This window comes from Salinibacterium sp. G-O1 (assembly GCF_030063305.1).
GTDB lineage: Bacteria > Actinomycetota > Actinomycetes > Actinomycetales > Microbacteriaceae > Rhodoglobus.
Genome location: NZ_JASISV010000002.1, coordinates 105,569 through 117,710, shown reverse-complemented (window position 1 = coordinate 117,710; position 12,142 = coordinate 105,569). Strand labels below are relative to the sequence as shown.

Genomic DNA, 12,142 nt, shown 5'->3' with positions numbered 1-12,142 from the left:
GTGGTCGGGCCAGGCAACCCACTCGGATTCCCTCACCATGTCGGCGATTGGCCCTATTGCCTGTTGGCGTCAATTTCCCGCACATGCACACGAACAAGCTCCTCGACCAGGCGGTCGGGCAGGGTCTTGTCCAGCGTGAATTGAATCACGTGTTCGGTGGTCTTGTAATGCTTGAGCTGATCCTTCAGTTCCTCGATCGCCCATGAGGAGGGATAGAAGCTCATGTGGTTCTTGGACGCGGTGAAGTAAACCAATGCCCGGTTCCTGTATTTGAGAGTCGGCATTCCATAGCTCATGGTCTCTTCGGTGTCCGGCACCAGATCTTTTACGAGCGCGCGGATGCGTTCGAGTTCTGCTCGGTATGCGGGCTCGAGCGCACCGAGGTAATCCTCGACGCTCCTCGCTCTTTCACCCATAACCTCAATTTAGCGTTGAGCACCCAGCCTTCTTAGGCGAGGTAGGAGTTCACGATGAGATCTCCCCGAATCTCACAGAGCCGATCAACCACTCGATCGATGAGTTTCCCCGTCACGGTGGCGCTGGTGACGTCGAATGGCCCAATGTGATGCAGCTTTCCTCCCCGCACGCGCACGACTTCCCAGCCGGTGCGGCGAAGCAGCCGATCCTTGCGGCGATCAACCGGCTCCCTCGTGCCGACATGCTCGAGCCCGTCGCGCCCGGTGGTGTCGTACTCAATGGCGACCATGAGTTCCGGGATAAGGATGTCCGGCCACACCTCGAGGTGCGTGAAGAACGGTTGGGCGACCCGCACCGCATTCACACCGCTCTGAAAGTTCAGTCGCGCGGTGAGCTTCTGTCTCAGCAATTCCTCGGCAGCGGATGCCGGGCGCGGCGCGCACTCGCTGTGAAATGACGCGCCGACGGCCAATGACGGAGTTTTCGGGCACAGGTCGGCAGCCGGCTTTCTGCGAGGGGCGGTAGCTGGCCGTCCTGTCGCTTCCATCGAGCACTCGGGGCACCACGTCGATCGTCGGCGACTTCGGCCGGGTCGCTGTCGCTGCTCCCACGGTGTCGCGGCAAAGAGATGGCCGCTCTCGCATTGCCAGAGCAGATACACATCAGCGGCGGGCGGGATCTGGCTCAACACAATCCCGAAGTTGAGGTCGGGGTGGTATTGGCGGATCAGCACCGGATAAGGCATCCACGCATCCCGGAACGCCCCGATCGGATACGGCGTGGTCGCCCCCTTCGACGACTGCCTGCGTGCCCACCACGCCTCCACCTGCTCTGGCATACCGCCATGCTAGGTTCGGGCACCGACTTCTGGGCGGCGTCAGAGACTCGCAGCGAACGGGTCAAAGTCAACCGGCATGGCCTCGATGGGATCAGCCGTGCTGCGCACCTCAACGAACTCGCGCAATTCGGCCGACTCCTCCGCGGCGAGCATGGTGTCGAGCACGTGGTACCCCAGCTCTCCGGTCGCTCGGTGGGAGGTTCCGCCGCGAATAGCCCGCGCCATGTCGAGCGCCCCAAGGCCGCGACCGACAACGGCGCCCTCCTCGGCCAATTCGATCCATTCCTGTGTCGAATCAGTGCTGGAGAGTGGCCGGATTAGTGACGAGCGACCGGTGAACATGTTCGGATCGGGCAGCAGGATCGTGCCCTCCGTGCCTGATATCTGAACAAAACCCTGATGAAGCAGCGGTGAGTCCGTGCTCAGCATCGACTGGGAGTGCGCGCCGCCTTCAAACTCGGCGAGCACATTGATGGTCGAGGGAATCTCTACGGGGAAGGTCTCCCCCGCTTTTGGCCCGACCAGCACCGTACGGTTCTCGCGCGCCTTCAGCCCCAAAGCGGCGACCGACGCCACAGGCCCGAGCACATGAACTAGCGTGCTGAAGTAATAGGGCCCCATATCGAAGAGCGGCCCCGCACCTGTCGCGAACAGAAAGGCGGGGTCTGGATGAAAGATTTCCGGACCCTGCCACTGCATTGTCGTCTGGGCGAAGAGCGGTCTCCCGATGTCACCGCGCTCGATCGCGCGCTTGGCGGATTGCACGCCTGGGCCGAGCACAGTGTCGGGCGCTACGCCGACGCGCAGTCCCGCGGCATCCGCCTGGTCCAGCAGGGCGGCGGCGCTGGCGCGGTCGATCGCGATTGGCTTCTCGCTCCATACGTGCTTGCCCGCGCTGATCGCAGCGGATGACACGGCGGCGTGCACCGCTGGGATGGTGAGGTTGATGACGAGCTCGACGTCAGGATGCGCGAGCACATCGTCGGCGCTTCCCGATGCCGGAACGCCGTGCTTCGCGGCCTGCGCAGCAGACCTGCTTCGATCGAGGTCGCCCACGATGAGAACACTGATATCGGGGAAACTGTTGAGGTTCTCGAGGTAGGTGTCGCTGATGTTTCCGGCGCCGATCAGACCGACGCCGACGGTGCCCGAACCCAGTGGGGTGAAAGACCTCAACGCTGGGCTCCCAGTGACTCGAGGTACGCAAAGCTGTCCGTGATGCCCTGCCACATGTCTCCCTGGTACTCGTCGAACTCCACGATCGCATATTGCGCGAAATGCGCCGCCTCAAGGCCAGCGGCAAGCTCGACTGCACCGGCGCCAGCGGGAACCTGATCGGTGGGAACGACGTCGAGGGTCGGTCGAGGGTCGAGGGTTCCGTCTTTCATGTGCAGGGCAACGACACGCTCGCCGAGACGCTCCACGAGCGCCGCGACATCCGCGCCGCCGGCAGCCGCCCAGTAGAGGTCTAATTCGAGCACGACCTCGGGGGCGAGCAGGTCGGCGGCAACCTCGAGCGCAAACCGACCGTCGATGAGGTTGAGGAACTCTTGATTGTGGTTGTGGTAACCGACGGTGATTCCATGCTTCGCGGCCGCAGCGCTCGCCGCATTGAGCAGCTCGGCCGTTTTGGCGATCTCCTCGAATGTTTCCCACCGCTCCGGCGCAACGAAAGGGTCAAAGACGGTGGTCGCCCCCAGCTTGGTTGCGGCATCAAACACCTCATCGAGCGATGGCGCGGTGAGGTCGGTGAACGGGTTTTCGACATCTGATGCCAGCGACGCGTGTGCGGTGGGAGCCGTCAGCCCGTGACGCGCAAAGGCCGCAGCAAGATCGTCGGCTTTCTCGACGAATCCGAAAGCCTCGACCCGTGTGAAACCGATCTCACTCAACCGAGCAAGCGTGCTGTCCTGGTCCTGTTCGAGTTGATTTCGGACAGTCCAAAGCTGGATGGAGATCGATGGCTGGGTCATGGGTCCTACTTTCTCGGAGGATGTCGGTCACGATGAACCTAACACAAAACCACCACGTGGAGGTTTTTGCATTGGTAGCATTCCTGCATGACCTCGAGCGAATCGGACGCGGACAATGCGCTCTCGCCCCGGTCGCCCAAAGGGGTAGCCCGACGGCAGCAGATTTTGGATCGCGCCATCGAGGTCTTTGCAACTCATGGCGATGCCGGCACGTCGTTGCGTGCCATTGCCGAGGCCATCGGAGTGTCACACGGCGCCCTCCTGCACTACTTCCACTCACGCGAGACGCTGCTCATCGAGGTGCTGCGAGAGAACGATCGGCGCGATAACGGTGAGCCAGCGGAGGATCAGATCGTCGGCCCGATGGTGAAAGCCGCTGCGCGGAACGTGACCATTCCCGGTTTGGTCGCGCTCTATACGAGCATGCTTGCCGGATCGATTGACAGCCCGCAGTCCCCGTCGAACGAGTACTTCACCGCCCGCTTCGAGCGCGTGCGGCGGCAGCTTGTGGAACGCATTCGCGATGGCCAAAACGACGGCAGCCTGCGGTCAGATGTCGATGCCAGCGCCATGGCCGCTCTGATAGTTGCGGCATCGGACGGGCTCCAAACCCAATGGTTGCTTGATCCTCGTGTCGACATCGCCCAGAGCCTGCGTTTGCTGAGCAGCATCCTCGAAACCTAGCGATCACAAAGCTGCGTGAGCACCCGCACGCTCGACGGGGCATGGTGCTATTTTGGCGATAGAAGCACGACCCACACTCGCACCTTAGGACCTCCCGTGACTCTCGATGTGACAACGCTGCGCGCCCACTTTCCCGCTCTTGCGTCGGGAATCGCCTTCTTCGACGCACCGGGAGGCACCCAGACGCCTCGCGTTGTGGGCGAAGCAATCGCCTCCGCCCTCACCAATCCCCTGACTATCCCCGGCGGCGATGCGGTGCGGTCCGAGGTCAACGCTGCCAAAGCAGAGTCGGCGTTCCGAAGCGCGTTCGGCGACTTCCTGGGCCTGCCCGATCAGGGTGTGATTTACGGACGAAGCGCCACGCAGCTCAATTACGACCTGTCCCGTGCGCTGGCCAAGACCTGGGGCCCGAAGGACGAGATCGTCGTATCCCGCCTCGACCACGACTCCAACGTTCGCCCGTGGGTCCAGGCCGCCGAGTCCGTCGGCGCGACTGTGCGCTGGATCGACTTCGACCCAGCGACCGCAGAGATCATCTGGCAGAGCGTCGATGATGCGATCAATCAGAAGACGCGACTCGTGGCGGTTACTGCAGCATCCAATGTTCTGGGGACTATGCCGCGGGTCAGGGCGATCGCGGACGCGGCTCACGCTGTTGGGGCGCACCTGCACGTCGATGCCGTCCACTACGCTGCCCACAATCTGGTGGATGTCCCGGGTCTGGGCGCCGACAGTCTGGTGTGCTCCCCCTACAAATTTCTCGGCCCTCACATGGCCGTCCTGGGGGCATCCCTGGACGTGCTCGAAGCATTGCGGCCCGACAAACTGCGGCCATCCAGCGACGAGGTGCCCCACCGCTTCGAGCTCGGAACCCTGCCGTACGAGATCATGGCTGGCGCAACGGCCGCGGTGGACTTCCTTGCCGAGATCGCCCCGGGCGCAGCCACCTCCCGGCGCGAGAAGCTTCGCAATTCATTTCACGCGATCGAGGAACACGAAGCGGCACTGCGAAAGCAGCTCGAAGAGGGTCTGGCCGGTTTCGGAGATGCTGTCGTCGTGCACTCGCGGGCCGAAGCGCGCACCCCTACGACGCTCATCACGCTACCGGGCCGAAAAACCTGGGACGCCTACGAGTTCCTGGGCAGCCGCGATATTTCTGCGCCAGCACATTCGTCGTTCTACGCCTATGAGGCGTTCCGTCGGCTGGATCTCGACGACGAGAACGCGATGCGGTTCGGCCTGGCCCCGTACGTCACGGAAGCCGAGGTGAGTCGCCTGCTCAACGGTCTGGCTGACTTCCTGGCGCGCTAGTTCGGCGCCGGCGAGCACATGTCCCTGAAGGCTGTGTCCGGGCCGTTATTGCGCAACATTGCCGAGTGAAAAATCGACCCGAGGGCCCCAAGGACCACACTCGACGGCATAATTCAACATATGAGACCCGAGTTCAATCTGTCGGAAGAAGCGGCTTGCAGTGTCTGAGCTCAGGAGCGCAGCCTGGTACGAGGGCAACGATCGCAACGCCTACATCCACCGGGCGTGGATGCGACGCGGTTCGCCCAGCGACGCGCTCGACGCGACAAAGCCCCAGATCGCCATCGCAAACACGGCCTCCGACCTGACTCCGTGCAACGCGCACCTCGACGAGGTGGCCGAGTCGGTCAAGGCCGGAGTGTGGGCTGCCGGCGGCGTGCCGCTGAACCTGCCCGTGGTGTCACTTGGCGAGACGCAGGTAAAGCCCACCGCGATGCTGTGGCGCAACATGGCCGCAATGGCGATGGAGGAGATGTTCCGAGCCAACCCCATCGACGGAATCGTGCTGCTCGGGGGATGCGACAAGACGATCCCGGCGCTGCTGATGGCCGCGGCATCCATCAACCTCCCGGCCATCGTCATCCCCGGTGGGCCGATGCTCACCGGTCACTTCCGCGGTGAGGCGCTTGGTTGCGGCACCGACGTGTGGCGGCTCAGCGAAGAGGCGCGCGCTGGCACCATCACGAACGGGCAGTTCATCGCGTCCGAGCAGTCGATGATCCGCAGCAAGGGCCACTGCAACACCATGGGCACCGCCTCGACGATGGCGGTCATGGCCGAGGCCCTCGGCATGACGCTGCCAGGGTTCGCCGGAATCCCCGCGCCCGACGCACGTCTGTTGTCTATGTCGCACGAAACGGGACGTCGAATTGTCGAGATGGTCGCGGCCGACCGTAAGCCCACCGACATCATGACCAAGCAATCCTTGCTCAACGCAATCATCGCGATCGCGGCAGCGGGTGGCTCCACGAACTCGGTTGTGCACTTGCTGGCGATCGCCGGACGGTTGGGAATAGACCTGACCCTCGAGGACTTTGACGCCGCCGGTTCGGGCGTTCCGGTGATGGCGAACCTGCAGCCGAGCGGGCAGTTTCTCATGGACGACTTATTTCGGGCCGGAGGCGTGCTCGCCCTGCTGTCTCAGGTCGAGGGCCTTTTCTACCGCGATCCGATCACCGTAACGGGCGACCCGTTCGTGTCGTCCTTGGGCATCAGCCCGGTCTACGACGACACCGTCATCATGCCCCGCGATGCGCCGCTCATGGAGGATGCCGGCATCGCCGTATTGCGGGGCAATCTGGCCCCCCGCGGTGCGATCATCAAGCCATCGGCGGCCACCGCCGAGCTGCTTCAGCACACCGGCCCGGCTGTCGTCTTCGACAGCATCGAAGACATGCGGGTGCGCATCGACGACCCCGACCTCGATGTGACCGCCGACTCGGTGCTGGTGCTGCGCGGCTGCGGCCCGAAGGGTTATCCGGGCATGCCCGAGGTCGGAAACATGCCGCTGCCTCGCAAGCTGCTCGAGGCGGGTGTGCGCGACATGGTGCGCATCAGTGACGCGCGGATGTCAGGCACCGCGTACGGCACGGTCATCCTGCACGTTGCCCCCGAGGCCGCCGCGGGTGGCCCCCTCGCCTTCGTGCGAACGGGCGACATCATCACCGTCGACGTCAAGAACCGCTCACTCAGCATGGCCGTCTCCGACGAGGAGTTGCAGGCCCGCGGCCAGTCCCCCGCCAGCGAGGCGGCCTACGCGGCCCCGGTCCGCGGTTGGGCGAAACTCTACGTCGACCACGTGCTGCAGGCGGATCAGGGTGCCGACCTCGACTTCTTGGTCGGATCATCCGGAGGCCGGGTCTCGCGTGAGTCTCATTGAGTCGGCATCGCGCGTCGACCTGACGCGCGACGAGAGTGCGCTGGGCGCCGCCATCGGTGTCGCCCTCCCGCGGCGCGGCGCCGTGTCAACGAGCGCCTTCGACCGCGTGATCGCTGCGGTGGATGCCTCGCACTACCTGCTCACGCCGCGGGCCGTTGTGACGCCGACGAGCGCCACCGAGGTAGCCGCTCTGTTCGCCTACGCGACGGAGAACGCAGAGCCGCTGACGTTCCGCTCAGGCGGCACCTCGCTCTCAGGACAGGCCTCGACCGGCAGTATCCTCGTCGACACGCGCAAGCACTTCCGATCGATCTCGATCGAGGACGATGGCCTCGTCGCACGCGTGGAACCCGGAGCGACCGTGCGCCAGGTCAACGCGCGCCTGCTTCGCCATGGTCGCAAGCTCGGCCCGGACCCCGCCAGCGAGATCGCGTGCACGATCGGCGGCGTCGTCGCGAATAACTCCAGCGGCATGGCGTGCGGCACCGAGCAAAACACGTACCGCACCCTGCGCTCGGCGATCGTCGTGCTGCCCTCCGGCACAGTTGTCGACACTTCGCAGCCCGACTCCGTGCTCCAGCGGGCTGAGCCCGAACTCTGGGCGACTCTCGCTGGTCTTCGTGCGCAGGTTCTCGCCGATGCCGCGCTGACCGCCGAGATCGTGCGCCAGTTCGGCATCAAGAACACGATGGGCTACGGCCTGAACGCGCTCGTGGACCACGAGACGCCGACACAAATCCTGGCGCACCTCATCGTCGGCAGCGAGGGCACCCTCGGCTTCGTCGCCGAGGCCACCTTCAACACCGTGCCACTGCTGAAGCACGCGGCGACGACGCTGCTGGTCTTCGACACCCTCCGCGCCGCGACCGACGCCCTCGTCGACATCATCGCCACCGGCCCTGCGACGGTCGAACTCATGGATGCCGCATCGCTGCGCGCGGCACTGATCGACCCGGAGTCGCGCGACGCCCTGCCCGACTTCGCGATCGTCGACCATTGCGCGCTTCTCGTCGAGTACCAGGCCGAAGACGAATCCACCCTGCAGAAGCTGAGCGGAGAGGCGGAGCAGCTCTTCGCCCGGCTCCCCCTGACCGCCGCACCGGTACTCACGCGCGACGCGAGGGTGCGGGCATCCCTCTGGCACATCCGGAAAGGGCTCTATGCGACAGTCGCCGGAGCGCGCCCATCGGGCACGACCGCACTTCTCGAGGACATCGCGGTACCGGTCGCCCGGCTCTCGGAGACCTGCGCGGGACTGACCCGCCTGTTCGAGATCCACGGCTACGGGAACGCTGTCATCTTCGGGCATGCCAAGGACGGCAACGTGCACTTCCTCATTACCGAGGACTTCGAATCAGAGGCCAACCTCGCCCGCTACCGCGCCTTCACCGAGGACATGGTGCAGCTGGTGCTCGGTGCGGGCGGCACCCTCAAGGCTGAGCACGGCACCGGTCGCATCATGGCCCCGTTTGTCGAGCGGCAGTACGGGCCCGCGCTGTACCGGATCATGCTCGACATCAAGCGCGCGTTCGACCCTGCCGGCATCCTCAATCCCGACGCGATCCTCACCACCGATGTCGACCTCCACCTGCGCAACCTCAAGTCGACCCCGACCATCGAGGCCGAGGTCGACCGCTGCGTGGAGTGCGGGTACTGCGAACCTGTGTGTCCGAGCAAAGACCTCACCACCACTCCCCGGCAGCGGATCGTGGTGCAGCGCGCGATCGCCGAGGCTGACCTGCGCGGCGATACGGCACTCGCGAAGGAGCTGAGGGCGGGCCAGGGGTACGAGGTGGTCGACACCTGCGCCGTCGATGGCATGTGCCAGACCGCCTGCCCCGTGCTCATCAACACCGGCGACCTCGTGCGCCGCCTGCGCTCCGAAACCGTCGGCGCGGTCAATAGCGCGGTGTGGAACGCGGCCGGGAAGGCGTGGAGCCCGGTCACCGGGATCGCCTCCCTCGCGCTCAGCGTCGCCTCGGTCGTCCCGGCCCCGCTCATCACCGCACCCAGCACGGCTGCTCGCGCCGCGGTCGGCGCCGACGTACTGCCGCTGTGGTCGAAAGACCTTCCCAAGGGCGGCAGTAAACGCCGCTCCGGCACCACGGGAGTCGCGCAGGCTGTGTACTTCCAGGCCTGCGTCGGAACCATGTTCGGCCCCGCCGAGGGCGGCGATGGTGTTGCCGTCGCGTTCCAGTCGCTCGCCGAGAAGGCCGGCATCGGCCTTCTGCGTCCCAAAAGCATTGGCAGCCTGTGCTGCGGCACGCCCTGGAAATCCAAGGGCATGCTCGATGGGTACCACGACATGGTCGCCCGCACCGCGACCGCGCTGTGGGAGGCATCCGACCACGGCCGGCTTCCTGTGGTGTGCGACAACTCCTCCTGTTCAGAGGGGCTCGCGCTTGCACTGGAGAACGTGGTCCAGGAGCACCCCGAGTACCACGGCATGCGCATTGTGGACGCGGTGGACTTCGCAGTCGAGCACATCCTGCCGAACCTCGAGGTCACCGTCGCGCTGGACAGCGTCGTCGTGCATCCCACCTGCTCGAGCACGCGGGCCGGTTCGAACGCGAACCTCGCCACCCTCGCCGCGGCAGTCGCGGACGACGTCACGGTGCCAGACAACTGGGGCTGCTGCGCCTTCGCCGGCGACCGGGGGATGCTTCATCCTGAGCTCACCGCCAGCGCGACCGAGCGCGAGTCCGCCGAGGTCAACGCTGGCGATTTTGACGCCTATGTATCGTGCAACCGCACGTGCGAGATCGGGATGACCCGGGCCACCGGGCATCCATACCAACACATACTCGAGGTCGTCGACCACGCGGCAAGGAGCACGTCATGAGACGAGCGTTAGTTACCGGTGGAGTCAGCGGCCTGGGCGCCGCCTGCACCACCCGCCTGCGAGCCGACGGCGTTCAGGTCTTCACCCTAGACGTCTACCCCGATGTCGACTTCACCGTCGACATCACCGACGCGGGCGCCGTGTACGACATCTCCGGCGGACGGGCCACCTACTGATGCTGAGGCACGAATGATTTATTACGGCACCCCCGCCACCCAGGCAACGTATGACCTCGCCGAGGGGATCCTCTGGGATGACCTGCACGGGGTAATCCGCTGGGTCGACATCCGCGAGGGTCGAGTGCTCTCCGGCGAGCTGCGTGGCGGCAGGCTCAGTGTGCTCGAGAGCATCAGTATCGGCGAGACGGCCGGGGCTGTTGCCCTGGCGGACGACGGCGGCCAGCTCGTTGCCGCCGCCCGAGGACTCGCCACCATCTCGCCATCCGGTGAGGTCTCGATCGGTCCCGATCTGATCGACGCGAGGCCGGGTGTGCGTCTCAACGATGGGACGGCGGACATGTTCGGCGCGTTCATCGTCGGCACCCTGACCGTCGGCGGTGATACCGGCAAAGAATCGCTCATGCGGATCTCCCCCGACGGCACGGTCGAGGTGCTCCGCGAAGGGATCCGACTGTCCAACGGAATCGCCTTCTCCCCCGATGGCAACACGATTTATCATGTCGACACGCTGGCGAAGACAGTCTCGAGTCACTCGTACGGGCCCGGCACCTTCGACGTGCGCGAGCCCTGGGTCACCGTTCTCGACGAGACCCACCTCCCGGAGTATCCGGACGGCCTCGTCGTCGACAGCGACGGGATGCTCTGGATCGCGCAATTCGGAGGGAGCAGCGTGAGACGCCACTCCCCTGCCGGCGAACTGCTCGATGTCGTCGAGGTCGACGCGCTTCAGGTCACCTGCCCGGGATTCGTCGGGCCGAACCTTGACCGGCTCGCGATCACCACAGGCATCGAGGGCGCCCAGACAACCGACAACACCGGTGCCATCTTCGTGGCCGACGTGGGCGCGACAGGTCTTCCAGCCCACCGCTGGGCCGGAAGCACAACTAACCCCTATTGGCTCCTGCCAGACAACGAAAGGTCCCCTTCATGAGACTCGTCCGTATCGGCTCCGCCGGATCCGAGACCGCAGCGGCCAGCTGATGCGCGCCTTGGTTGTCACCGCACCTCGAAGGGCCGAGGTGCAGGAGGTCCCGGAACCGGTGGCGAGCCCGGGAGAGCTTCTCGTTGAGGTAGAGCGTGTCGGCATCTGCGGTACCGATGTCGAGCTCTACACGGGCGAGATGGCCTACATCGAACAGGGATTCACAACGTTTCCTCTTCGACTCGGCCACGAATGGACCGGTCGCGTGGTGGCGGCCGGTTCACCCGAAGACTTCGCGTGGGTCGGCAGGCGGGTGACTGGCGACACCATGCTCGGCTGCGGCCGCTGCGAATACTGCCAGGCGGGCCACCATCACGTGTGCCCCAAGCGTTTCGAGGTCGGTATTCGCGACGGTTGGTCGGGAGCCCTGGCGGAGCGGATGCTCATTCCCACCCGCTTCGCCTTCCACATCCCTGACAGCGTGAGCGTCACGGCCGCGGCTCTGGTCGAACCCGGTGGCAATTCCTTGCGCGCGGTCCGAGCAGCCAACATCGAACCCGGCCACCGGGTTCTCGTGCTGGGCTCGGGCACCATCGGATTGCTCGCCGCCCAGTTCGCGCTCGCTGAGGGAGCCGACGTTCACGTCGGCGGAGTTCGCGAGGGATCCCTTGCACTCGCGCGGTCGCTGGGAGTTCAGCACACCTGGCAGCTCGACGACCTCGCGAATGGTCATGAAGACGAGTTTGACGCGGTGATCGAAGCAACGAGCAACGAGGGGATGCCGGCCCTCGCGGTGCGGCTTACCAAGCCTGCGGGCCGCGTGGTTTACATCGGCCTCTCATCCACGCCGAGCCTCGTTGACACCCGCGATGTCGCGCTGAAGGACATCACGGCTGTCGGGATCCTCTCAGCCTCGCCGGGGCTGGCCGGGGCCATCGCCAGTTTCGCCAGTGGCGCTGTGGTGCCCGATCCGATCGTGAGCGAGGTCGTCGCTCTCGAGGACGTGCCCGCGCGACTCGAAGGGCGCCGCGGCGAGGGTGCTGGGCCCGGCCCGAAGGTGCATGTCAATCCGCGCCTTCTCGGGTAGGCGACGATGG

11 protein-coding genes are annotated in these 12,142 nt (G+C 65.3%); 7 read left to right on the top strand and 4 right to left on the bottom strand.

Annotated features, from left to right (window positions below):
* Window positions 1-53 precede the first annotated feature (53 nt).
* From QMG83_RS06875 to QMG83_RS06860, 4 genes are read right to left on the bottom strand one after another with little or no spacing between them, the layout of a single operon-like run.
* Window positions 54-416, bottom strand: a complete 363-nt coding sequence (locus QMG83_RS06875; protein ID WP_283504640.1) for an iron chaperone — start codon at window positions 414-416, stop codon at window positions 54-56.
* Window positions 417-448: 32 nt separating this feature from the next.
* Complete coding sequence (locus QMG83_RS06870) at window positions 449-1,255, bottom strand: zinc-ribbon domain-containing protein (RefSeq protein WP_283504639.1); 807 nt, start codon at window positions 1,253-1,255, stop codon at window positions 449-451.
* Between the two features lie 39 nt (window positions 1,256-1,294).
* Window positions 1,295-2,431, bottom strand: a complete 1,137-nt coding sequence (locus QMG83_RS06865) for a Gfo/Idh/MocA family protein (RefSeq protein WP_283504638.1) — start codon at window positions 2,429-2,431, stop codon at window positions 1,295-1,297.
* The gene (locus tag QMG83_RS06860) at window positions 2,428-3,228 is read right to left on the bottom strand and encodes a sugar phosphate isomerase/epimerase family protein (protein ID WP_283504637.1); all 801 of its coding nucleotides are present in this window, start codon (window positions 3,226-3,228) and stop codon (window positions 2,428-2,430) included. The genes QMG83_RS06865 and QMG83_RS06860 overlap by 4 nt, the downstream gene beginning before the upstream one ends.
* A gap of 87 nt (window positions 3,229-3,315) precedes the next feature.
* Between QMG83_RS06860 and QMG83_RS06855 the strand changes: the two genes are divergently transcribed.
* The 7 genes from QMG83_RS06855 (at window position 3,316) to QMG83_RS06825 (ending at window position 12,132) form a co-directional block, all read left to right on the top strand.
* Window positions 3,316-3,912, top strand: a complete 597-nt coding sequence (locus QMG83_RS06855) for a TetR/AcrR family transcriptional regulator (RefSeq protein ID WP_283504636.1) — start codon at window positions 3,316-3,318, stop codon at window positions 3,910-3,912.
* A 96-nt stretch (window positions 3,913-4,008) separates the two neighbouring features.
* Window positions 4,009-5,223: a cysteine desulfurase-like protein gene (locus QMG83_RS06850; RefSeq protein ID WP_283504635.1), complete on the top strand. Its 1,215-nt coding sequence runs from the start codon at window positions 4,009-4,011 to the stop codon at window positions 5,221-5,223.
* A 160-nt stretch (window positions 5,224-5,383) separates the two neighbouring features.
* Window positions 5,384-7,102 (top strand): IlvD/Edd family dehydratase, encoded by a 1,719-nt coding sequence (locus tag QMG83_RS06845; protein WP_283504634.1) that lies wholly within the window; start codon window positions 5,384-5,386, stop codon window positions 7,100-7,102.
* Window positions 7,089-9,944 (top strand): FAD-binding and (Fe-S)-binding domain-containing protein, encoded by a 2,856-nt coding sequence (locus QMG83_RS06840; RefSeq protein ID WP_283504633.1) that lies wholly within the window; start codon window positions 7,089-7,091, stop codon window positions 9,942-9,944. The genes QMG83_RS06845 and QMG83_RS06840 overlap by 14 nt, the downstream gene beginning before the upstream one ends.
* Entirely contained in the window at window positions 9,941-10,120 is a 180-nt protein-coding gene (locus tag QMG83_RS06835) for a hypothetical protein (RefSeq protein ID WP_283504632.1), read from the top strand. The genes QMG83_RS06840 and QMG83_RS06835 overlap by 4 nt, the downstream gene beginning before the upstream one ends.
* A gap of 13 nt (window positions 10,121-10,133) precedes the next feature.
* Entirely contained in the window at window positions 10,134-11,054 is a 921-nt protein-coding gene (locus tag QMG83_RS06830) for an SMP-30/gluconolactonase/LRE family protein (protein ID WP_283504631.1), read from the top strand.
* Between the two features lie 49 nt (window positions 11,055-11,103).
* Window positions 11,104-12,132: a zinc-dependent alcohol dehydrogenase gene (locus QMG83_RS06825; RefSeq protein ID WP_283504630.1), complete on the top strand. Its 1,029-nt coding sequence runs from the start codon at window positions 11,104-11,106 to the stop codon at window positions 12,130-12,132.
* Window positions 12,133-12,142 lie beyond the last annotated feature (10 nt).

Bases quoted from the DNA above. Each gene is read 5' to 3' on its own strand.
- QMG83_RS06855 (WP_283504636.1), top strand. From the start codon at position 3,316: ATGACCTCGAGCGAATCGGACGCGGACAATGCGCTCTCGCCCCGGTCG.
- QMG83_RS06830 (WP_283504631.1), top strand. From the start codon at position 10,134: ATGATTTATTACGGCACCCCCGCCACCCAGGCAACGTATGACCTCGCC.
- QMG83_RS06860 (WP_283504637.1), bottom strand. From the start codon at position 3,228: ATGACCCAGCCATCGATCTCCATCCAGCTTTGGACTGTCCGAAATCAA.
- QMG83_RS06870 (WP_283504639.1), bottom strand. From the start codon at position 1,255: ATGCCAGAGCAGGTGGAGGCGTGGTGGGCACGCAGGCAGTCGTCGAAG.
- QMG83_RS06825 (WP_283504630.1), top strand. From the start codon at position 11,104: ATGCGCGCCTTGGTTGTCACCGCACCTCGAAGGGCCGAGGTGCAGGAG.
- QMG83_RS06835 (WP_283504632.1), top strand. From the start codon at position 9,941: ATGAGACGAGCGTTAGTTACCGGTGGAGTCAGCGGCCTGGGCGCCGCC.
- QMG83_RS06875 (WP_283504640.1), bottom strand. From the start codon at position 416: ATGGGTGAAAGAGCGAGGAGCGTCGAGGATTACCTCGGTGCGCTCGAG.